The organism is Paenimyroides marinum (assembly GCF_900108395.1).
Classification (GTDB): Bacteria; Bacteroidota; Bacteroidia; order Flavobacteriales; family Flavobacteriaceae; genus Flavobacterium; species Flavobacterium marinum.
The window spans coordinates 1-20,734 of record NZ_FNXE01000032.1; the positions used below are offsets into that span (position 1 = coordinate 1).

The 20,734-nt window shown below is 33.3% G+C and carries 24 protein-coding genes and 1 pseudogene; 12 read left to right on the plus strand and 13 right to left on the minus strand.

All coding sequences use genetic code 11. The annotated features are described in order from the left end of the window. Positions 1-511: pseudogene (locus BLW20_RS10675) on the plus strand (IS4-like element ISBthe3 family transposase); the annotation flags it as partial. Positions 512-532: 21 nt separating this feature from the next. Here BLW20_RS10675 and BLW20_RS10680 read toward each other — a convergent pair. From BLW20_RS10680 to rlmN, 6 genes are all read right to left on the minus strand, one after another. Beyond that, positions 533-1,510 (minus strand): porin family protein, encoded by a 978-nt coding sequence (locus BLW20_RS10680; protein WP_091100426.1) that lies wholly within the window; start codon positions 1,508-1,510, stop codon positions 533-535. Between the two features lie 130 nt (positions 1,511-1,640). Continuing rightward, on the minus strand, positions 1,641-2,132 hold the full coding sequence (locus tag BLW20_RS10685; RefSeq protein ID WP_091100429.1) for a hypothetical protein: 492 nt from the start codon (positions 2,130-2,132) through the stop codon (positions 1,641-1,643). Between the two features lie 45 nt (positions 2,133-2,177). Continuing rightward, a complete protein-coding gene (locus BLW20_RS10690; RefSeq protein WP_091100433.1) occupies positions 2,178-3,206 on the minus strand; it encodes a hypothetical protein in 1,029 nt (342 codons plus the stop codon). Further along, positions 3,206-3,865, minus strand: a complete 660-nt coding sequence (locus tag BLW20_RS10695; protein ID WP_091100437.1) for a hypothetical protein — start codon at positions 3,863-3,865, stop codon at positions 3,206-3,208. The genes BLW20_RS10690 and BLW20_RS10695 overlap by 1 nt, the downstream gene beginning before the upstream one ends. Then, entirely contained in the window at positions 3,866-4,399 is a 534-nt protein-coding gene (locus BLW20_RS10700) for an RNA polymerase sigma factor (protein ID WP_091100440.1), read from the minus strand. Positions 4,400-4,744: 345 nt separating this feature from the next. Continuing rightward, entirely contained in the window at positions 4,745-5,785 is a 1,041-nt protein-coding gene (gene rlmN / locus BLW20_RS10705; protein ID WP_091100443.1) for a dual-specificity RNA methyltransferase RlmN, read from the minus strand. Positions 5,786-5,913: 128 nt separating this feature from the next. On the opposite strand from rlmN, the gene BLW20_RS10710 reads away from it, so the two are divergent. Both BLW20_RS10710 and BLW20_RS10715 read left to right on the plus strand, forming a co-directional pair. Beyond that, entirely contained in the window at positions 5,914-6,555 is a 642-nt protein-coding gene (locus BLW20_RS10710; RefSeq protein WP_091100446.1) for an O-methyltransferase, read from the plus strand. Positions 6,556-6,563: 8 nt separating this feature from the next. Beyond that, positions 6,564-7,262, plus strand: coding sequence for a Dph6-related ATP pyrophosphatase (locus tag BLW20_RS10715; protein WP_091100450.1), 699 nt, complete (start codon positions 6,564-6,566; stop codon positions 7,260-7,262). A 13-nt stretch (positions 7,263-7,275) separates the two neighbouring features. On the opposite strand, the gene BLW20_RS10720 is transcribed toward BLW20_RS10715, so the two are convergent. From BLW20_RS10720 to BLW20_RS10735, 4 genes are all read right to left on the minus strand, one after another. Then, positions 7,276-7,866 carry a phosphatase PAP2 family protein gene (locus BLW20_RS10720; protein ID WP_091100453.1) on the minus strand — a complete coding sequence of 197 codons (591 nt, stop codon included), beginning with the start codon at positions 7,864-7,866 and terminating at the stop codon, positions 7,276-7,278. Continuing rightward, on the minus strand, positions 7,866-8,228 hold the full coding sequence (locus BLW20_RS10725) for a Sec-independent protein translocase subunit TatA/TatB (RefSeq protein ID WP_091100552.1): 363 nt from the start codon (positions 8,226-8,228) through the stop codon (positions 7,866-7,868). Before BLW20_RS10725 ends, BLW20_RS10720 begins: the two co-directional genes overlap by 1 nt. Before the next feature lie 63 nt (positions 8,229-8,291). Then, positions 8,292-9,020, minus strand: a complete 729-nt coding sequence (locus tag BLW20_RS10730) for a hypothetical protein (RefSeq protein ID WP_091100458.1) — start codon at positions 9,018-9,020, stop codon at positions 8,292-8,294. Positions 9,021-9,070: 50 nt separating this feature from the next. Further along, positions 9,071-9,754 (minus strand): hypothetical protein, encoded by a 684-nt coding sequence (locus tag BLW20_RS10735; RefSeq protein ID WP_091100462.1) that lies wholly within the window; start codon positions 9,752-9,754, stop codon positions 9,071-9,073. 109 nt (positions 9,755-9,863) lie between these two features. On the opposite strand from BLW20_RS10735, the gene pepE reads away from it, so the two are divergent. After that, positions 9,864-10,571 (plus strand): dipeptidase PepE, encoded by a 708-nt coding sequence (gene pepE / locus BLW20_RS10740; RefSeq protein WP_091100466.1) that lies wholly within the window; start codon positions 9,864-9,866, stop codon positions 10,569-10,571. A 44-nt stretch (positions 10,572-10,615) separates the two neighbouring features. Here the strand turns inward: pepE and BLW20_RS10745 are convergent, their stop codons facing one another. Further along, a complete protein-coding gene (locus BLW20_RS10745; RefSeq protein WP_091100470.1) occupies positions 10,616-11,116 on the minus strand; it encodes an FKBP-type peptidyl-prolyl cis-trans isomerase in 501 nt (166 codons plus the stop codon). Between the two features lie 188 nt (positions 11,117-11,304). Between BLW20_RS10745 and BLW20_RS10750 the strand changes: the two genes are divergently transcribed. Next, positions 11,305-12,177: a cupin-like domain-containing protein gene (locus BLW20_RS10750; protein ID WP_091100474.1), complete on the plus strand. Its 873-nt coding sequence runs from the start codon at positions 11,305-11,307 to the stop codon at positions 12,175-12,177. Next, positions 12,177-12,653 carry a regulatory protein RecX gene (locus BLW20_RS10755; protein ID WP_091100478.1) on the plus strand — a complete coding sequence of 159 codons (477 nt, stop codon included), beginning with the start codon at positions 12,177-12,179 and terminating at the stop codon, positions 12,651-12,653. Before BLW20_RS10750 ends, BLW20_RS10755 begins: the two co-directional genes overlap by 1 nt. 235 nt (positions 12,654-12,888) lie before the next feature. On the opposite strand, the gene BLW20_RS14715 is transcribed toward BLW20_RS10755, so the two are convergent. Together BLW20_RS14715 and BLW20_RS10760 are read right to left on the minus strand one after the other, a co-directional pair. Continuing rightward, the gene (locus BLW20_RS14715) at positions 12,889-13,062 is read right to left on the minus strand and encodes a hypothetical protein (protein ID WP_177165076.1); all 174 of its coding nucleotides are present in this window, start codon (positions 13,060-13,062) and stop codon (positions 12,889-12,891) included. A gap of 87 nt (positions 13,063-13,149) precedes the next feature. Next, complete coding sequence (locus BLW20_RS10760) at positions 13,150-14,766, minus strand: ABC-F family ATP-binding cassette domain-containing protein (protein ID WP_091100481.1); 1,617 nt, start codon at positions 14,764-14,766, stop codon at positions 13,150-13,152. Between the two features lie 217 nt (positions 14,767-14,983). Between BLW20_RS10760 and BLW20_RS10770 the strand changes: the two genes are divergently transcribed. Genes BLW20_RS10770 through BLW20_RS10795 form a run of 6 tightly spaced genes read left to right on the plus strand, consistent with a single transcriptional unit; the run spans position 14,984 to position 20,712 of the window. Next, positions 14,984-15,736: a Rossmann-like and DUF2520 domain-containing protein gene (locus tag BLW20_RS10770; RefSeq protein WP_091100488.1), complete on the plus strand. Its 753-nt coding sequence runs from the start codon at positions 14,984-14,986 to the stop codon at positions 15,734-15,736. Beyond that, positions 15,729-16,256 (plus strand): KdsC family phosphatase, encoded by a 528-nt coding sequence (locus tag BLW20_RS10775; RefSeq protein WP_091100491.1) that lies wholly within the window; start codon positions 15,729-15,731, stop codon positions 16,254-16,256. The genes BLW20_RS10770 and BLW20_RS10775 overlap by 8 nt, the downstream gene beginning before the upstream one ends. 18 nt (positions 16,257-16,274) lie before the next feature. Continuing rightward, a complete protein-coding gene (locus tag BLW20_RS10780) occupies positions 16,275-17,171 on the plus strand; it encodes a UbiA prenyltransferase family protein (protein WP_091100494.1) in 897 nt (298 codons plus the stop codon). Continuing rightward, positions 17,172-17,753, plus strand: coding sequence for a Maf family nucleotide pyrophosphatase (locus tag BLW20_RS10785; RefSeq protein ID WP_317039287.1), 582 nt, complete (start codon positions 17,172-17,174; stop codon positions 17,751-17,753). Continuing rightward, on the plus strand, positions 17,753-18,259 hold the full coding sequence (locus BLW20_RS10790; protein WP_091100559.1) for a mechanosensitive ion channel family protein: 507 nt from the start codon (positions 17,753-17,755) through the stop codon (positions 18,257-18,259). Before BLW20_RS10785 ends, BLW20_RS10790 begins: the two co-directional genes overlap by 1 nt. Positions 18,260-18,261: 2 nt before the next feature. Continuing rightward, positions 18,262-20,712: a PIG-L family deacetylase gene (locus BLW20_RS10795; protein WP_091100497.1), complete on the plus strand. Its 2,451-nt coding sequence runs from the start codon at positions 18,262-18,264 to the stop codon at positions 20,710-20,712. The last annotated feature ends 22 nt before the right edge of the window (positions 20,713-20,734 follow it).

A 20,734-nucleotide genomic window follows, 5' to 3' on the forward strand; every position in this document is an offset into this window, starting at 1 on the left:
GATACATTGGAGATTACTGACTACAAAAAAGGTAGAAGATTTTGCTACTGCATTGCTCTGTATCGAATGGTATACTTGCAGGTGGATTATAGAAGAAGTTTTCAGAATCCTCAAAAAGGAAGGCTTCAATATAGAAGCAAGTGAACTCTCTAAAGCAAAAGCCATCAGGAAACTGACTTTAATGATGTTGGAAACTATCGTAAAGCTGTTTATTATGCAGATTGCCTATAATACAGAGGAAGAAGTAAACCCAAGAAGTTGTTTTTCACAGCAAGAAATAGAATGTTTGGAAATACAGATTGAGCAACTTGAGGGCAAAACAGAAAAGCTAAAAAACCCATATAAACCGTCTGATTTAAAACGATATATATGGGCTATTGCTCGTTTAGGAGGATGGAAAGGATATCTTTCTGAACGAAAACCCGGAATCACTACCTTTTGGATTGGACTTCAAAAATTCTCCGCAATATTACAGGGATATACACTTTTTAAAGATGTGTCCAGACGGTAGGCTTAACGCTGGTTTTTGTTTTTACAAACCTAACTGAATTCCGATACTCCAATAATTCTGATCGACTGTGTTATCACTGAATACCGGATTTAAATCGTACTTAAATACCAGTTTATAATTATCTTTTCCGGCATAAGCCATTAGTCCGTATTGGAAATCATTTACATTCCAATCGCCTTTTTGTTGTTCAGATATTTTATATCCATCGGCATTTTCATATCTAATGAATTGTTTTGAGTTGATGTTGTATCCAATGTATCCACCTAATCCGAAGTTTAATCCTTCTTTTGTAGTGAAACGGCGATTAGCCTCGTTATAACTTTTTGTGGTGGTTGTAAAATCTAACGTAACAGGAATGGTAATGTATGTATTTCTTAAATAAGCATAGTTTTTACGTAATTCTTTTGCTAACATTTCAGTATCAGTTTGATTACCTTTCAAAACAAATTGTTTATTATCTGTTGTTGCCAAACCGTTGTATTTAAAGCCTAAACCATAACGAATTCCCCATTTGTTATTGGTTTTACTGAAAGGCGTACGCACTGCAATACCCCACTCAAAATAATTAGAACGCAGATAACCAAATTCTGAATTAGCAAAAGCTCCATCTGTAGCTACGTTGCCTACACCAAATGCCAAGTATGGGGTAATTTTTGTACGATATTTTGCAACAGTATCCATTTCTACGCCCATTGCAAAATCAAAAGGGTTTTGTTCTTTTCCCCAATCGTAATCATAATCTTCGGCGGTTTCAACAACTGCTTCTGCATCTTCCTGCTCCATTATCTTTGAAATCACCTGATATGCTTGATTTTCTGTAATATTACCCTCTTCTACCTGTTGGTTAACAACACCTATTTTTTCTTTTAAAGTTAAGGTTTCACTTTCATAAGCAGTTTTAATGACCTGATTATTGATAATAAGGGTCAACGTATCTGTTTCTTGAGCATTTACCGTGAAACCAAAAGCTATTAAAGCAATACATAATAGTTTTTTCATTTTTAAGTATTTTTAATTTTTACAGTTAGTGTGTAATTTAATAATTTGTTACATGTAAACACAAAGTCTGTGCCATTTTTAACATTTTATTAAATAACTAACCTCTCATTTTGACGCTTCTAACGTTTTTTTATAGACTATATAAATAATTCAATTTGACATAATCAATTTCTCCAGTATCAACAATAAAATCCAAATCACCAAATCCATTACTATACAGCATTATGAAATCACCACTATCAACATTTGTAAGTTTTGAAATTTCCTGCACAAATTTTTGTTTCCGCTTAAAAATATTTAGAGATTTATCACCTCCTAAAGCGTACAAAGGATAATCTAAACCAACCTTATTTGACATTTCAAGCATCAAGTCATGCATATCAGTAAGACCAATAATGTAGACATTAATCTTTTGTGAGTACTTATTAATTACAGTCTGATATTCCAACAAAACCTCTTCGCCAACCTCACAATTTGGATTCCAAAATGCTACAAATGATGGTTTTTCAGACTGCTTTATTGAATCATACACTTGTTTTGCATTTAATGTTTTTATTTCAACTTGGGCAGATGATAAAACTGTATAAAAACAGAAAATGATAAATAGAATTGATTTTCTCATATTATTTTGATTTTAGTAATTTAAAATAATTTCAGAGCAAATTTGCTAAAACAATTCTATCACCAAACTTACATTAAATATATTTTGATCAGCAAATGACCTTTTAAATACCGTATTTAAATTGTATGTTGTTCTTAAACTAAAATTCTGGTATCCAACATAAGCACCTAAACCGTAAATAAATTGATTAGAATTAAATTTTGCAGCTGTTGTTTGTCTGTATTTTTCTCCATCAACTTCATATTCTAACTGTCTGTTTAATTGTGAATATCCAATAAAACCACCTATTCCTGCATAAAATGACTGACGTGATTTTATAATAAGATTTCCAAATTCATCATACTTTCTTTTCGAAAAATCATATTCTAAATAATTAGACCAATTTAGCTCTGTAAAATTCATTCTTGATTTAGTTACGGGAAAATCAATATCTACCAAAACAGTTTCATTATTAACATTCTCAAATGTTTTATCATCGTTTATTTTAAAAAAATGAAATGTAGCATCGAACATAGTTTTCCAATAAATATGGGAAGTTGGTTTTCCAATACGTGTTTTAGCTCCTATTCCAACCCCACCAGAAGAAACAAAACCGCTTGTATAGTAATCTTTATATACAGAATTATCAATCATTAAAGAACTATTACCAAATCTGTACTCTGCCATCAAGAATGATCTATCCTCTATTAACTGCTTTTGATACGCCGTCATATCTGAACTAAAATTAATATTGTCTTCAATTTTATTGTTGATGAGTGTTTTTATTTTATCTGACTGCTTTTCTGTTTCGTCTTCAATTTGTTTGGCGTAAAACTCGGCTTTTTCGTTACGTAATTTATCAGCTTCAACTTTTGTCAACTCATTGTTTGCAACTTTTTTCTCAATTTCGCTTAACTCTTCTGCTAATTTATCTTTATTGGTTTTAATGATCACATCAATATCATACGAAATATCGTTCACTTTTCTGGTAAACTCATTTGCCGATTGTACCGGACGTTTATCGTTAAAAAGTACTTGTGCCTGAACATTTAAAAGGCTCAATAAAAAAACGGTGGTTAAAATTACTTTTTTCATTATTCTATCTCTATAGTGTTAGCAAAATTTCCAATAAAATTATTATGTTTTTCTTTTATCAATTTCCATAAAACAATATCTTTTCTAATAGATTTTTCTTCGGGCATTGCTTTATTCATTTTTCGTTCAACCTCGGCACTTTCTAATAAACGTTGTGGATCAACTGTAATTTCTACATTTGAACGAGCTGCAATGAATACCTCATCTTTTATATCATACATCTGATAAACTTCTTTTTTCTCTGTTAACGGAAGTTTTTCTGTAACAACCGGTTCTTTATTTGCAATAATTGCCGGTGGTACATTTGATATGTTTTTTGAATGTGTGTGTGTTTTAAATAGTTTCTTAACAGTCGATTCTTTTGATAGATTTTTATTTACCTCATTATCCGTTTTTTGTAGTTCATTGTTTATAACAACCGCCTCAATTGGCTTTGTTTCGGGAATTGATTGGGTATCCTTTTCAAAAAAAGTCCATAACCCAACAAACAACAATACCGATGCAGCAGCCGATAAAAGATAATACAACTTTATTGATTTTTGTTTAACCGGTTTATCTTCGTTTAAAAGATGTTCCATTCGCTGCCACGCATCTGTCGATGGTTTTATTTCGCGACGTTGGAAAAAATCTTTTATGTCTTTTTCAAAATCCTCCATCATCTATCGTATTAATTCAATTTGTTGTTTCAGTAATTTTTTAGCGTAAGCCAGTTGCGATTTTGATGTTCCGACAGAAATATTCAGCATTTCGGCAATTTCCTGATGTTTGTATCCTTCAATCACACTCAACACAAAAATATATCGGCAGCCTTTCGGCAAATCGTCAATCAGTTTTTGGTAATCGTTTGATACTTCATAAGGATCTGAAACCACACTTAAAACCGACTGATTAGCATCTTCTATAAAATCGAGTTCTTTTTTTGATCGAAGAAACGACAAGCTTTCGCGAATCATAATCTTACGGATCCAACCTTCAAAACTACCATCGTTCCGGTACTGATTAATGTTTTGAAACACTTTCATAAAGGCGCACAGCATTACATCTTCGGCATTGTGAAGATCTTTTATGTACTGCCTGCAGGTACTTAACATGGTTGGCGAAAACTGATCGAACAGTTGTTTTTGTGCCGCGCGGTTATTGTTTTGTACCTGATTTATTAGTTCAGACTCGGAAAAAGGTGTTTTTAGATTCAATTGTTTTGGCCTCTTTATTACATAGACGCAAAAGAAACAGAAAAGGTTGTAAGATGATTGTTTTTTTTAAACTTTTTTTGAGTATCTTAAAATATGAATTTATAGCCAGCTAAAATTTAAAAATGAAAAACGCAATTTTAATAAATAGCCCGGATTTCATCGGTATTCTTTTTTGGAATCCTTCGACAAGCTCAGTACAGGCTGGGTGAAGCAAAAGATATAGCAGAAAGCCGGAAACAGCTTCAATTGATAAATATTAAACAATAAAAAATTCATAATGAGATTACTTCGTCAGTTCGCAAGCTCGTGTCCGGATCAAGTCCGGAATGACAAAATTAAAGTAAATTATGATTTATTAGCCAATTGTCCGCAGGCGGCATCGATGTCTTTTCCGCGCGATCTACGTACTTTTGCTACAATGCCGGCATTGTTTAACGCAGTTATATAAGCATCGATAACCGTAGGATCGGCTTGTTGAAATTCGCCATCATCGATTGGGTTGTATTCAATAATGTTTACTTTGCAAGGCACATATTTGCAGAATTTCACCAAGGCATCAATGGCTTTTTTATCATCGTTAATGCCTTTCCAAACCACATATTCGTAAGTAATTTTGCTTTTGGTTTTGCGGTACCAATACTCTAACGCTTCACGCAGTTCGGGTAACGGAAAACTTTTGGTAAACGGCATGATTTTGTTTCGGGTTTCTTCGATTGCCGAGTGCAATGATACAGCCAGCTTGAATTTCACCTCATCGTCTGCCATTTTTTTTATCATTTTTGAAACGCCCGATGTAGATACCGTGATGCGTTTTGGAGACATTCCCAAACCTTCGTCTGAAGTAATTTTTTCAATAGCTTTCATCACATTGGGATAGTTCATCAGCGGTTCGCCCATTCCCATAAATACGATGTTTGACAGCGGACGGTTGTGGTACAAACGACTCTCCTGATCAATTGCCACTACCTGATCATAAATTTCATCGGGCGCCAAATTGCGCATGCGTTTTAAACGTGCTGTGGCACAAAAATTACAGTCTAAACTGCAACCAACCTGAGACGATACACAGGCAGTTGTTCGGGTATTTGTAGGAATTAAAACAGATTCTACAATTAACCCATCGTGCAAACGCACCGCATTTTTAATCGTCCCGTCATTACTGTGTTGCATGGTATCAACCTGAATGTGGTTTATTACAAAATGCTGCTCTAATAAAATGCGGGTTTCTTTTGATATATTGGTCATGTCATCAAAGCTGTGTGCACCTTTGCTCCACAACCATTCGTAAACCTGATTGCCCCGAAAAGCTTTATCGCCTTGCATTACAAAGAATTCACGAATTTGTTCTTTGGTTAAACTCCGTATGTCTTTTTTTATCGTTTGCATGCTGCAAAGTTACAACAATTTACAAGTAGTTTTCAGTTTTGATGGTTTAGAAATTTTGAGAATTATTTAATGACTAAAGGCGGTGCTTCAGAGAAAACTTCCCTATCTTTACTCTAAACAAAGAACCTATGCATTTTATTTCAGAAGAATTAGAAAATTATATAGCTGACCATTCGGTAAAAGAACCAGAATTATTACAACAGCTGAACAAAGAAACACATCAAAAAGTATTACAACCCCGTATGTTAAGCGGTCATTTTCAGGGGCGTGTTTTGAGTATGCTTTCTAAAATTATTCAACCAAAGCATATTTTAGAAATAGGAACCTACACCGGCTATGCTACGTTATGTATGGCTGAAGGATTGCAGGAAAACGGGACGGTTGACACCATTGACATCAATGAAGAATTAGAAGAAATTCAGAATAAATATTTTAATCAATCGGGCAAAAGAAACCAGATTATTCAACATATTGGCAATGCTTTGGAAATTATTCCTGTGCTGGATAAAAAATTCGATTTGGTTTTTATTGATGCCGATAAAGAAAATTACATTAATTACTGGAATTTGGTTGTTCCGTTGATGAATAAAGGAGGAATTATCCTTTCAGACAACGTCTTGTGGAGCGGCAAAGTATTAGAAGAAGTAAAACCCAACGATAAATCGACTAAAATTTTGCTGGAATACAATAAAATTACAAACGAAGATCCAAGAGTAGAAACGGTTTTGTTACCTATTAGAGATGGTTTAACCGTTAGCAGGGTGTTATAAGTAAAGAAATGGAAAAACAAAAAGCCGTGTTTAATTGGAGTGGCGGAAAAGATTCTGCCCTGGCACTTTACAAAATTTTAAACGATGATAAATTTGATGTTGTAGCTTTGTTAACTACAATAAATGAAGAGACATTAACTTCATCAGTCCATTCTATCCCTGCAGAGATATTGGCAAAACAGGCTGATAGTATTGGCATTCCTCTTCATACTGTTTCTTTTGCAAAAGATTTATCAAATTATGACAGTATAATGAGCAAAACTGTTGCTTATTTTAAAAAGCAAGGCGTTACACATTTTATATTTGGTGATATTTTTTTAGAAGATGTAAAAACTTATAGAGAAAGTAAATTAAATCCACTGGGCATTGAGGTTGTAGAACCACTATGGAATAAATCATCTGCAGATATTATGGATGATTTCTTAAGATCAGGAATTAAAGCAAAAATAATTGTTACGCAGGCTAACAAATTAGATCAATCTTTTATTGGGAAAAATCTGGATAAAGATACAATGGATTTATTTCCTGATGATGTAGATGTTTGCGGAGAAAATGGTGAATACCATACACTGTCATATGCCGGCGGTTTGTTTAAAAAAGACGTAACCTTCTCTATTTTAAAAACTGATAAGATTACATACGATATTAAACTGAGTAACAACCAGATAAAAACATTTGAATACTGGCAGGCAGATATTACTGTTTAAAAAAAAACGCTTTCTACCAGAAAGCGTTTTTTTGTTGTTTATCTTTTAAATGGTATTTATTATTAAAATATCTGAAAATAACATAGAATAAAAATCCTGATAAAATGCCAAAAATATATCCACATAAAATATCTAACGGATAATGCAGTGCCAGATAAATACGCGTATAGGCAAATAGCAATGGAAAAAAGAAAATAAGCCAGGCGTATTTATAATATTTCCGCAAGATTAAAAAGATAATTAAAGTAGCTCCGCTTGAATTAGACGCGTGTCCTGAAAAGAAACTGAAACTTCCTCTTTTCGTCAATATCCTCAAATAAGGTTCCACTAACGATTCGTTTACCGGACGCAACCGCATAACAGTGTTTTTTACCAGATTGGTTGTTTGGTCGGTAAATAAAAAAAACAAAGCCAATACCAGTACTAATAAGCCAAATTGTTTAAGGGAAATTTTTTTTAGCAATAGAAAAATCAATACCAAAAAAAACGGCCACCAGTTTATTTGATGTGTAATGTACATAAAAACGGGATCCCAAAATTCGGTTCCCAGATTGTTCAGGTAAATCAGCAGTTGCTGATCTTTGCTAATGATGTTTTCCAACATTATTTTTGACGTTTTATTGGTCCGGTCATTGTTTCGATGTCTTCTTTTGCCTTATTAATTTCCTGTTGCACATCATTTAACGGATTGTATTGATCTAAATCAAGATTGACGGTTTTCTTAATATCGTCAATACCGATGCGTTTTTTAATATCGTCCACATCAACAGCGTCTTTTATATCTTTTACAATACCTGATTCGTCTACACTTTTTGTAATTTCAGACTTGATATCATTCGACGCATTTTTCACCTGATTGATTACTCGTGCTAGTCCACGTGCCATTTCGGGAATTTTATCAGAACCGAAAAGCATCAGGATTACAAGCATGATTAACACCATCTCTCCCCCACCAATGCCAAAAATAAGCGGACTTATATATAAATTTAAATACATTTTAATATTTTAAAGCAAAGTTACATAAAACTATTATTTTAAAACGCGAAGAATCTCTAAAAATTCGGTCGCTTTTTCTGTGTACATTATGTTAAGCTGTGTAATTTCTACTGTTTGATACGATGTTACAATAATGGGATCCTGTGCCAGAAAATAACCAAATGCCATGTGGTACTGCTCCGGGATTTTTAATTTATTGGTATAAAATTCAGATGAAAATTTACTTAAAAGTTTTTCTACAAATAATTGCTCCTGTTCTAATTCTACGGCTTTTTCTAACATTTTGGTTCTACCCGAAATGGCATTTACAATTAAATCTACCGGAATAATTCCTCCGCCCGACGAAGTGGCTCTGTGCAAATTTCGTTGTGCCGTGGTGCGTCTTACCACCTTACCAAAACCTAAACTCTCACTTGTAATGCGGCGGTCAATCACAATTTCATCTAAAATATTTTCGGCATATTCCATAGGAATAAAAACCAGTGATTTATTCATATCGGCATAAGAAAGTACTTTATTACGACCTATTAAATGTACTGCCGAAAAAATCAGCGTATCGTTTGGATTGGCCTCTATTGAGAAATACCCTCCTTTTTGTGTTTGTGCAGAAGTATTTGAGCTGATGTTTTTAATATAAATACCTTCTAAATCGCGTGTTTTTGCAACAATTTTACCTAAAACTGTCTTTTTTTGAGCATATGTTTCCACGCCACCAAGCAGTACAAAACAGGGAATTAATATATGGGTAATGATTCTATTCATAATACAAAACTATTGATTCTTTTAGCAGTACAAAATCTATTATCACGAATTTAACGCTCAGTTGCATTTTCCTGCTCTAAAAATTCAAATGATTTATCTAACAAATGGATTTTCCATTTTGCCTCGTCATCATTTTTAATGTATTGGTCAATCACATAATCATCATTCATGAAATAATAAAATTTTTCAACTAACGTATCAGGTATTTTCAAATAATCGGTTATTACGTTTCTTGGTAATCCCGCAACATACGGATTCATTTCATAAGGCTTTCTCCCCAAATCAACCGGTGGTTTTCTTAACTTTTTCAACAACCACAAAAACATCGCCTTAAAATCCATATTAGGATTAGGTTGCTGTACTTTGAGTAATACCGTTTCTGTATCAATTCCTAAAGATTTTGTTGTGATTTGACTCACCTTAACCTCTTCTAAAACGGTTGTTAACGGCTGCGGATAAATGCGAATTAACGTATTTTGTAAATCAGACGCTCTTATTTGATATTGTAATTGATACAGATCGTTTTCTTGTAACACCAATTCGTCGCTTGTCTGAATTTGCATCACAAAGTAACCTGCAACATCGGTTTTAACGGTTTCGTTTGTTGAACTATTAATTACTGTTAACGGTAATGCACTGATTTCGTTAACCATTAACCGCATTTTATATTCTGATCTGGTTTGTGCCACGGCTGCCACAGAAATAAAAAACAGCAAAAAGTAAGCGTATTTCATAACTATTTATTTGATTTGCTGTAAAAGTATCTGTTAATATGTTAAAATAAGAATAGCGTATTGGTAAACAATTGTTAAATAGATAAGTTTGTTTTTTATATATCGACTAATGAAAAATTTAATCATTGCAAGTACGTCAACTGTTTATGGTTTGGGATATTTAGAGTATTTATTGCCCACACTGCAAGAACATTTTAAAAACACCGATACCGTTATTTTTATTCCTTATGCACGACCGGGTGGCATTTCACACGATGAATATACCAATAAAGTTGCGGGTGCTTTTGAAAAAATAGGAAAAAAAGTTGTGGGATTACACACTTTTGAAAATCCTGTACAGGCGATTAATAATGCACAAGGGATTTTTACCGGTGGCGGAAATACTTTTTTATTGGTCAAGCAATTGTATAAAAAAGGAGTAATGTCTGTTTTAAAAAATGCTTTGTTGACAGGAATTCCTTATTTAGGATGTTCGGCAGGAAGTAACATCACCGGATTAACCATGGAAACCACAAACGATATGCCTATTGTTTATCCGCCAAGTTTTCAAACATTGGGTATGGTTCCGTTTAACATTAACCCACATTATCTGGATCCTGTTGAAGGCTCTACGCACATGGGCGAAACAAGAGAAACCCGCATTAATGAATTTCATGCGTTTAACACACAACCTGTTTTAGGACTAAGAGAAGGAAGTTGGTTAGAAGTACGCAATGAAAAAATCACGTTAAAAGGTTCTTTAACCGCCCGTTTATTCCGTAAAAATCAGACTCCCATAGAATTAAATCCCGAAACAGATTTATCGGATTTAGCATGATAATTTATAAAATAAAATGCCCAATTTTCATTGGGCATTAACTATTAATGTGATTCAGTACCGTCAATTCCGTGGGCATGACCGTGAGATAATTCCTCGTCAGTAGCTGGTCGTGCAGCAATAACTTCAACATCAAAAGTTAATGTTTTACCTGCCATTGGGTGATTTAAATCAGCTATAACTCCGGCATCATTTACTTCCTTAACAACCGCACGAAATTGATTCCCTTGATCATCTGTTAACGGAAGCATTGCACCAACTGGCGGAAGTCCCGATTCGCTAAACATTTCAAGAGGCAAATTAGCTATAGCGTTTGGATCAATTGATCCGTATCCCTCTTCAGGTGTAATGGTAAACGATTTTTTATCACCCACGGTTAGACCATTTAATTCCTCTTCAAATTTTGGAATCATCATTCCCACACCGTGCAAATACGTTAAAGGATTTTCTGTATTGGTTTCTTCAACAAATACTTTTTCACCGTTTGCTTCAATTGTATGAAGTTTGTAGTTTACTGCAACTACATAATTGTTTTCTATTGTCATTTGTTCTTTTTTTGAGAGAGAAATTCTCGTTGACTGCAAAGATAACAGTTTAAAATTAAATCATTAAACGATCACATAATTTCTATGGTAAATCATAAAATCATCTTAACATAGAGGATTTTCTTTTATCAAAAAGAAACCTAATGATTAACATTTTGTAAATTTGTCGTCAAGAAAAAAATTCTACAATGCAACAATTAAATCTAAAACCTATTGAACGCGTTAAAACGATTTCAAAGAAAGATTTTCTTGAAAAATATGTAAAAACGCAAACTCCTGTCGTAGTAGAACAATTAACAGAAGACTGGCCGGCTTACGAAAAGTGGCATTTAAATTATATTAAAAACATTGCAGGCGATAAAATTGTACCTTTATATGATGACCGTCCTGTTCGTGCAGAAGATGGTTTTAATGAAGCCCATGCCGAAATGAAAATGGCAGATTATATTGATCTTTTAGAAAAAGAACCTACCAGTTACCGTATTTTCCTTTACAACATCATGCAGGAAGTACCTACTTTAAAAAATGATTTTAAATGGCCCAACATCGGCTTACGATTAATCAAGCAATTACCCATGTTGTTTTTCGGAGGTGAAAATTCTAAGGTATTCATGCATTTTGATATTGATTATTCAAACATATTACACTTTCATTTTCACGGTAAAAAACGGTGTATCATCTTTCCCCCAGATCAAACAAAATATATGTACAAAATACCCCATTCTTTGATTTGCAGAGAAGATATAGATTTTGACCATCCCGATTTTGAAAAGTTTCCGGCGTTAAAACAGGCACAAGGCTATGTTTGTGAATTAAACCACGGTGAAATGATGTATATGCCCGAAGGATACTGGCATTATATGAAATATTTAACTCCGAGTTTTTCTATGAGTTTACGTGCGTTGCCAAGAAACCCAAAGTTTCTTTTAAAAGCGATTTATAATATAGGAATCATGCGCCATTTCGATAATTTTATGCGCAAAAGAAAAGGTCAGGAATGGATTGATGAAAAAAATGAACGGGCAATCAGCGAAACCCATAAAAAAATAGGGATTGTGTGATGAATGAAAAAGGACTTTCTGTAAATGATGCTATAAAAAAATTAGAATATTACTGTTCTTATCAGGATCGCTGTTATAAAGAAGTCATTTCTAAACTAAAATCGTTGGGAATGTATCAAACAGCAATCGACCATATTTTGAATCATTTAGCAGAAAACAGCTTTTTAAACGAAGAACGATTTGCTAAAAGCTTTGCAAGAGGCAAACATAAATTCAAATATTGGGGAAAACGCAGAATAGAACAAGAGTTAAAATTCAGAGATATTTCAACATATAATATCAAAACAGCCTTAAAAGAAATAGAAACAGACTATTTAAGCAATTTTTATGCTTTAGCCGAAAAGAAATGGCAAAGCATTACCGAACCTTCTTTAGAAAAGAAAAAACACAAATGGGTTGATTTTTTAATGCGTAAAGGCTACGAAAGTAATTTGATTTTTGAATATTTAAGAGAGTTAGAAAAAGAAAGTTTTTAGAAATATCGGCCTTCTATTATAGGGTAAATTTTTAAAAATTGCACATTAATTATGGTAGAAATACAACGGAATGAATACCATTAATAAAAAAAATAATCTTTAAATTAAACATAAGGGTTTCTATGTTTTTTAAAAACGAATCGTTAATTAAATATCAATACTACCTTTAAATTTTATCCGTAAAATCCAATTCGTTTTTTACTTTTTCATATTGATTTAAAACACCTTCTTGGCACTATTCCAAATCAATAGCAAGTATGTTATATAGCAATGATTTTCCATTTCCCGAGAGAGACAAAGTATCCCCACGCATATCCCCTATATTTTCACCATCAATATCCTGCCCTATTTGTATTTGGCAAAATCCTAAAAACGGAATTAGTAAAAAGAAAAGTAATTGTTTATTCATACTATATTTTTGATTTAAAAAGTAAATATAGCAAAAAAGCAGTTTCATTTCTGAAACCGCTTCAATAAATTTATGACAATAAGTAAATTAAGAATACATCTTTTCTCTTAATTCTTTAATTTTTGGGTCATCTAAATATTCGTCGAATGTCATGTAACGGTCAATCACTCCGTTTGGTGTTAATTCCAAAATACGGTTACCAACTGTTTGTGCAAATTCGTGATCGTGCGTGGTTAACAACACCGAACCTTTAAAGTTTTTTAACGAGTTGTTAAACGCTGTAATTGATTCCAAATCCAAGTGGTTTGTTGGTTCATCTAACATCAATACATTTGCTCTGATCATCATCATTCGTGAAATCATACAACGTACTTTCTCACCTCCCGATAAAACCGAACCTTTTTTCAATGCTTCTTCACCTGAGAAAATCATTTTTCCTAAAAAGCCACGTACATATACCTCATCACGTTCTTCTTCGGTTTTAGCCCATTGACGTAGCCAATCAACCAAAGTTAAATCTTCTGTAAAGAAATCGTGATTATCTGCCGGTAAATAAGATTGTGTGGTTGTAATTCCCCATTCAAAAGTGCCTGCATCGGCTTTTAAATTATCGTTTAATATTTCATAAAAAGCGGTTGTTGCACGCGAATCTTTTGAGAAGACCACTACCTTATCGCCTTTTGCCATGTTAAAATCAACATTTTTAAACAACGTTTCTCCTTCAGCTGACGCAGCTAATCCCTGGATATTCAAAATCTGGTCTCCGGCTTCGCGCTCTTGCTCAAAAATAATGGCAGGATAACGACGTGATGATGGTTTGATTTCGTTTACATTTAATTTTTCGATCATTTTTTTACGCGATGTAGCTTGTTTTGATTTTGCTACGTTGGCAGAAAACCGACGGATGAATTCTTCCAATTCGGCTTTTTTCTCTTCAGCTTTCTTGTTTTGCTGTGCACGTTGTTTGGCGGCTAACTGAGAAGATTCATACCAGAACGTATAATTACCGGAAAAATGATTGATTTTTCCAAAATCAATATCCGATATATGCGTACAAACGGCATCTAAAAAGTGACGGTCGTGCGATACAATTAAAACGGTGTTTTCGTAATTTGCCAAAAAGTTCTCTAACCAGCCAATGGTTTCAAAATCCAGGTCGTTGGTAGGTTCGTCCATTACCAAAACATCCGGATTACCAAATAAAGCCTGTGCCAATAACACGCGGACTTTTAATTTTGGTTCCACCTCGCTCATTAACGTATAATGTAAATCTTCAGAAATACCTAAATTCGATAGCATAGAAGCGGCGTCAGAATCGGCATTCCATCCGTTCATTTCATCAAACTGTAATTGCAGCTCGCCTATTCTATCGGCATTTTCATCAGAATAATCGGCATATAATTCGTCCATTTCCTTTTTAACAGCAAACAGCACTTTATTTCCCATTAAAACAGTTTCCAAAACGGTATGCTCGTCAAACATATTGTGGTTTTGGTTTAAAACAGACATACGTTTGCCCGGTTCTAAAATTACGTGTCCGGAAGTTGGATCAATATCACCGGCGATAATCTTAAGAAAAGTAGATTTTCCGGCACCGTTTGCACCAATAATTCCGTAGCAATTTCCTTGCGTAAATGTTGCATTTACTTCATCGAACAACACGCGTTTACCAAATTGAACAGATAAATTTGAAACTGTTAACATATTCTATAATTTTTTAAGTTGCAAATTTACGAAATTTTATCCGATTTAAATCAGCAATTCATCAAAGGTTAATGTGTTAATATTGGTTGTTTTAAAAAGATTTTTTTTAATATAATTCAATAAAAAAGTTTCAAGAGAGGTGTTTTTTCTTAAAAAAATATTAAATTTAACGTAATATTTAACACAGCTAATAACTGGTTGCCTTAATTTTGATGTTATGAAAACAATAAATATCATTGGTGCAGGCAATGTGGTTTACCATTTGTTGCAGGCGTTAAATAAATCATCACAGTACAAAATTCAGAATATTGCCGTACGTTCTTTAGAAAAAGCATTGGATTTTATTCCGGAAGAGTTAATTGTAACCAATATCAATCAGTTAAAAAAAACAGATATTACACTTATTTCGGTTACTGACAATGCTATTGAACAGATTTCGGATAATATTCCGTATAAAGATTCTTTAGTGGTTCATACATCGGGAACTACAGCTTTAGAAATTTTGAATGATAAAAACAGAAGAGGCGTTTTTTATCCGTTACAAACGTTTTCTAAAAACAAAGAGATCAGCTTTAAGGAAGTTCCTTTGTGTTTAGAAGCCGAAAATGAAAACGATTTAAACGATTTAAAAAAACTAGCGGATGAGTTGTCTGAGAATGTCTATGAACTATCATCGCAACAACGCAAAAGCTTACATGTTGCCGCTGTGTTTGTGAGTAATTTTGTCAATCACATGTATTACATTGGAAATGAAATTTGTATGGCGAATAACATTCCTTTCAATATTTTAAAACCATTGATCAAAGAAACAGCAAACAAGATCAATTATTTAAGTCCGGAAGAAGCACAAACCGGTCCGGCAGTTCGGTTTGATACAAAAACCACAGATGCCCACGAAGCATTTTTAATAAATGAGACATATAAAGAAATCTATAAATTAATTACAAAAAGCATACAAAAAAATGTCTAAAAGTTACAAAGAATACTTAAATCACATTAACACATTTATTTTTGATGTGGACGGAGTATTAACCAACGGAACCATACAGGTTACACAAAGCGGCGAATTGCTGCGAACGATGAACATACGCGATGGTTTTGCCATGAAAGCCGCCATAGAAAAAGGTTATAACGTATGTGTTATTTCGGGCGGATCAAGCGAAGGTATTAGAATAAGATTAAGAAATTTAGGCATTTACGATATTCATTTAGGAGTATCAGACAAAGTTGAAATTTATAAAGAATACATTACGGTAAACAATATTAAACCAGAAAATGTTTTATATATGGGTGATGATTTACCCGATTATTGGGTAATGCAAAAAGTGGGATTGCCCGCTTGCCCGCAAGATGCAGCACCCGAAATAAAAAAGCTTAGCAAATACATTTCACACGTTAAAGGTGGCGAAGGAGCCGCACGCGACGTCATTGAACAGGTAATGAAAGTTCAGGGGAAATGGCTGGAGCATTTTGAAGCAAAATTTGATTAACATTTAAATATACAGCTTATGAACGTTCTAAAAAAAGATCAGACACAGATGATGTTACAAGTAATTGTAACTGTTTTACTTTTTAGATTTGTTTTGTTTGAACCTTTAGTTGACGGGTTAGGGCTTTCAAAGCTTCATTATTTTTTGTTTTTTATTGCCATTGGTTTTATCATTTATGGTGGTTTTCTGCTTTACCGAATTGTTTTACAGGAAGAATTCCCCAATAAATCCATTCAAAAAAATGTAGAAAAGGCGTATTATAAATACCTTGCCGTGAATGCGGTAGGTGTTGGTATTAGTTTTTTTGTGGCAAGTGCTATTGACAAAACCTATTACTTTGGATTTTTCTTAGGCTTAGCTGCTATTTTATATTTATATATGACTCAATGGCGAAAAATTTTATTATTTGACAATATCGTTTATTCGCTCATCATTTCATCTCCGTTTTTTATTTTAATGCTTTTGGATTTAATGCCGTCATTACAAATAACCGATGAAGTGATCAACCCTGAGAAACAGCAATTGCTAAATATTTCACTCCAAATATGTACCTTGCTTTGGTTGTTGTATTTCATAAAAACGATTGTGATTGATTTAAAATTTATGGAACTCGACATTAAATACAAACGTAAATCATTAGCAACTATTCACGGCAGAGCGGTGGGTGCAAAAAGAACCGTTTTTTTATCAATTATACCTTTAGTACTGATTGTCGTTTTTTGTTCAATTCACTTAAATCTAAACATTTTATTGGGATATATTGCCGTATTGGTAATCCTTCCCTATTTATTTTATCTGATAAAATTGTGGAATGCCAAAACTACCGATGGTTTTAACCGTATAAACAATATTTTAAACACAATCATTTGGTTAACTATATTTTCCATTGTAGTTTTATACTTCAATTTAAGATAAATGATTTTACAGGAAAAATATAAAAGTTATCAAATAATATTAGCCTCAAATTCGCCACGAAGAAAACAGTTTTTAACCGATTTGGGCTTACATTTTACCATTAAGCCGGCAAACGTAAACGAAGAATATCCTTCCTTTTTAAAAGGCAAGGATATTGCTTTATATATTGCAAAACAAAAGGCATCGGCATTTAATAACTTGAACGAAAACGATTTGGTTATTACGTGTGATACCATTGTTTGTATTGATGATGTAGTTTTGGGGAAGCCTGAAAATAAAGCCGATGCAAAAAAGATGCTGCTGCAATTATCGGGTACAACGCATAACGTAATCAGTGCGGTTTGCATCAAATCGAATCAAAAAGAAAAACTTTTTCACGATGAAACCCAAGTTACTTTTAACACGTTGAATCCATTGGATATTGATTACTACATCGAAGCCTTTAAACCCTTTGACAAAGCCGGCGCGTACGGAATTCAGGAATGGATTGGTCTAATCGGCATTGAAAAAATCAACGGATCCTACACCAACGTGGTAGGTATGCCAATGGAAAAATTGTATAATGAATTAATTAAATGGTAATGTTTTCAAATTTTCATCTTTCTGATTATTACGATAAAATCATCGGTACCATTGTACTGATTGTACTTGTTTACATCTTAAAACTAATCATTCGTAAACTTATTTTAAAATTTTCGGCATACTCCTCAAAAACAGACAACCGCAGTAAGTTGATCATCAAATATTTCAATTGGCTTTTGAATATTTTATTTATTGTTTTCATTATTTTTTTATGGGGAGTTGATACGCAAAACCTCTTTGGATTTGTAGGAGCTGCCATCACTTTTATCGGAGTTGCCTTGTTTGCACAATGGTCGGTTTTAAGCAACTTTACAGCAGGCGTAATTATGTTTTTTGCGTTTCCGTTTAAAATTGGCGACCGTATAAAAATTCACGATAAAGACTTCCCTATTGAAGCCGAAATTGATGATATAAAAGCTTTTCACACCATATTAATTACAAGTGAAGGCGAAAAAATCTCTTATCCAAATAATTTATTCTTACAAAAATCAGTAGTGGTTTTATAACAATGAAAAAAATTAAACTATTAATAATCGCAAGTATCGTTTTTACGCAAAATATAACAGCGCAAAAACCTCAAACACCTACTCCATCCGAAATTTATTTCAAAATGGAACAACTCAATGTGCTGGCAAGTGCATTATATGTTGCGGCTCATCCCGACGATGAAAACACTCGGCTGATTACTTATTTAACCCATCACGATAAAGCTTACACAAATTATTTATCGTTAACCCGAGGAAACGGCGGACAAAACCTACTAAGCAATGAATTGGGAACCGATTTAGGTGTAATACGTACCAACGAATTGTGGAACGCACGAAAAATTGATGGCGGGCATCAGTTTTTTTCTACTGCCGATGATTTCGGGTTTTCTAAACACCCTAAAGAAGCTTTTGAAAAATGGAATAAAGAATCGTTATTGCAGCAAATGGTTTACATGATTAGAAAAGAGCAACCCGATGTAATCATTAACCGTTTTGACCATAGAACCGAAGGAAATACGCACGGACACCACACAGCCTCAGCTCAGTTATCTAAAGAAGCTTTTGATTTGGCACAAGATGTTTCCTATAAAATTCCGGAAGAAGAATTAAATATCTGGCAGCCCAAACGTTTGTTTTTTAACGTTTCGTGGTTCTTCTTTAGAAATAAAAAAGCGTTTGATGAAGCAGATAAATCAAAATACATTCCGTTAAATATTGGAACTTTTTATACACAATTAGGTAAAAACAATCAGGAAATTGCATCGTTAAGTCGCAGTCAGCACCAATCACAGGGGTTTGGAGATTTATCGTCGCGAGGTGAAGAAATTGATTATGTGGAATTGATTGAGGGCATTCCCCTAACCTCTTCTAATTTGTTTGAAGGTATTGATACAAGCTGGAACCGTATAAAAGGAGGAAACAAAATTCAGCCTTTGGTTAGCCAGCTTATTAACGAATATGATTTTAAAGATCCATCGAAATCAATCAATTTACTGACAAAAATTTATACTGAAATTGATAAATTACCCGAAACCATTTGGAAAACCCGCAAGCAAAACGAAGTTAAAGAACTGATTAAAAACTGTACAGGTTTGTTTTTAGATTTAACCACAAACGAACCATTCACTACACCTAACACAACCATTGATATTAAGGTTGAGGCTGTGAACAGATCCACTCAGAACATTATTTTAAAAGATGTTACTATCAATAACCAAAAAACAATTTTAAATAAACCTTTAGAAAGTCAAGAGGTTTTTTATGATTATTTCAATACCAAATTCACCAATCAAGATTACACAAATTTTAAGTTTATCAATACGTTTAATGATTTTAAAACACAGTTTCAGCAAAACAGCAAAAACGAAATTGGTTTAGAAATTAACGGAATTTATATTTCGTTTCCGGCACCAATTCAATACCTTTATAAAGATGTTGCTAAGGGCGAAATTTACAAACCTTTTCATATTGTTCCTGCAGTTTCTGTTCAGTTTAAGCAACCTGTTTATGTATCTAATAAAAATAAACCGCAAAACATTTCTGTGATTTTAAGTAATTATTCTGATGAATCTATAAATGGGAAAATATTGACAACTGCAAGTTATATGGGGCTCCACGCTGCTAAACCTCAGAAAGAAATAGTTTTTAGTTTAAACAAAAATGAGAAAAATAAAGAAATAAATTTTGATGAAGATAGTTATAATTATTCTGTGAGATTAATTAATCACCTAAATCAAACCTTACCTTCAAATGAAATAAAATGGGTTGATTACAGTCATATTCCTGTAAATTATTATTTGAAAGATTCTAAAACAAAAATTGTATCTTTCGATAATTCCAAATTAAAAAAACAGCATATTGGTTATATAATGGGTGCCGGTGATGAAATTCCACAAGTTTTAAAAGATGTTGGTTACAACGTAGATTTTATTAATTTAGAAACTGTAAAAGCTGAAGAATTATCAAAATATGAAACCATTATTGTAGGTATTCGTGCTTTTAACACCGAAAGTGCTTTTAAAACTAAAAACCAATTATTGTTTGATTATACCAAGAATGGCGGAACGGTTATTGTGCAGTATCAAACCAATACCAACTTGCAGACCAATAAAGTTACTCCGTACAAATTAACCATCGGCAAAACAAGGATTACAGATGAAAACGCAGTGGTAAATTTCATCAATCCAAACGAAAAAATACTAAATCAACCTTTTAAGATTTCGCAGGAAAATTTTAAAAACTGGGTTCAGGAACAAGGATTGTATTATGCCGATGAATTTGCAGGCGAATTTCAGCCGGTTCTTACATCGCACGATTTTAACGAAAAAGATACTAACGGTGCCTTACTTGTTGCCAAATACGGCAAAGGATATTACGTTTATACAGGTTTGAGTTTCTTTAGACAACTACCGGCAGGAAACACGGGAGCTTTAGAGTTATTTATTAATCTAATTGAATTAAAAAATGAGTGATTTTAAATGGATAAAATGGCGA

Coding starts and splice junctions, on each gene's coding strand:
- BLW20_RS10680 (WP_091100426.1), bottom strand. CDS start 1,510: ATGAAAAAACTATTATGTATTGCTTTAATAGCTTTTGGTTTCACGGTA.
- BLW20_RS10685 (WP_091100429.1), bottom strand. CDS start 2,132: ATGAGAAAATCAATTCTATTTATCATTTTCTGTTTTTATACAGTTTTA.
- BLW20_RS10690 (WP_091100433.1), bottom strand. CDS start 3,206: ATGAAAAAAGTAATTTTAACCACCGTTTTTTTATTGAGCCTTTTAAAT.
- BLW20_RS10695 (WP_091100437.1), bottom strand. CDS start 3,865: ATGATGGAGGATTTTGAAAAAGACATAAAAGATTTTTTCCAACGTCGC.
- rlmN (WP_091100443.1), bottom strand. CDS start 5,785: ATGCAAACGATAAAAAAAGACATACGGAGTTTAACCAAAGAACAAATT.
- BLW20_RS10710 (WP_091100446.1), top strand. CDS start 5,914: ATGCATTTTATTTCAGAAGAATTAGAAAATTATATAGCTGACCATTCG.
- BLW20_RS10715 (WP_091100450.1), top strand. CDS start 6,564: ATGGAAAAACAAAAAGCCGTGTTTAATTGGAGTGGCGGAAAAGATTCT.
- BLW20_RS10720 (WP_091100453.1), bottom strand. CDS start 7,866: ATGTTGGAAAACATCATTAGCAAAGATCAGCAACTGCTGATTTACCTG.
- BLW20_RS10730 (WP_091100458.1), bottom strand. CDS start 9,020: ATGAATAGAATCATTACCCATATATTAATTCCCTGTTTTGTACTGCTT.
- BLW20_RS10735 (WP_091100462.1), bottom strand. CDS start 9,754: ATGAAATACGCTTACTTTTTGCTGTTTTTTATTTCTGTGGCAGCCGTG.
- pepE (WP_091100466.1), top strand. CDS start 9,864: ATGAAAAATTTAATCATTGCAAGTACGTCAACTGTTTATGGTTTGGGA.
- BLW20_RS10745 (WP_091100470.1), bottom strand. CDS start 11,116: ATGACAATAGAAAACAATTATGTAGTTGCAGTAAACTACAAACTTCAT.
- BLW20_RS10750 (WP_091100474.1), top strand. CDS start 11,305: ATGCAACAATTAAATCTAAAACCTATTGAACGCGTTAAAACGATTTCA.
- BLW20_RS10755 (WP_091100478.1), top strand. CDS start 12,177: ATGAATGAAAAAGGACTTTCTGTAAATGATGCTATAAAAAAATTAGAA.
- BLW20_RS14715 (WP_177165076.1), bottom strand. CDS start 13,062: ATGAATAAACAATTACTTTTCTTTTTACTAATTCCGTTTTTAGGATTT.
- BLW20_RS10760 (WP_091100481.1), bottom strand. CDS start 14,766: ATGTTAACAGTTTCAAATTTATCTGTTCAATTTGGTAAACGCGTGTTG.
- BLW20_RS10770 (WP_091100488.1), top strand. CDS start 14,984: ATGAAAACAATAAATATCATTGGTGCAGGCAATGTGGTTTACCATTTG.
- BLW20_RS10775 (WP_091100491.1), top strand. CDS start 15,729: ATGTCTAAAAGTTACAAAGAATACTTAAATCACATTAACACATTTATT.
- BLW20_RS10780 (WP_091100494.1), top strand. CDS start 16,275: ATGAACGTTCTAAAAAAAGATCAGACACAGATGATGTTACAAGTAATT.
- BLW20_RS10785 (WP_317039287.1), top strand. CDS start 17,172: ATGATTTTACAGGAAAAATATAAAAGTTATCAAATAATATTAGCCTCA.
- BLW20_RS10790 (WP_091100559.1), top strand. CDS start 17,753: ATGTTTTCAAATTTTCATCTTTCTGATTATTACGATAAAATCATCGGT.
- BLW20_RS10795 (WP_091100497.1), top strand. CDS start 18,262: ATGAAAAAAATTAAACTATTAATAATCGCAAGTATCGTTTTTACGCAA.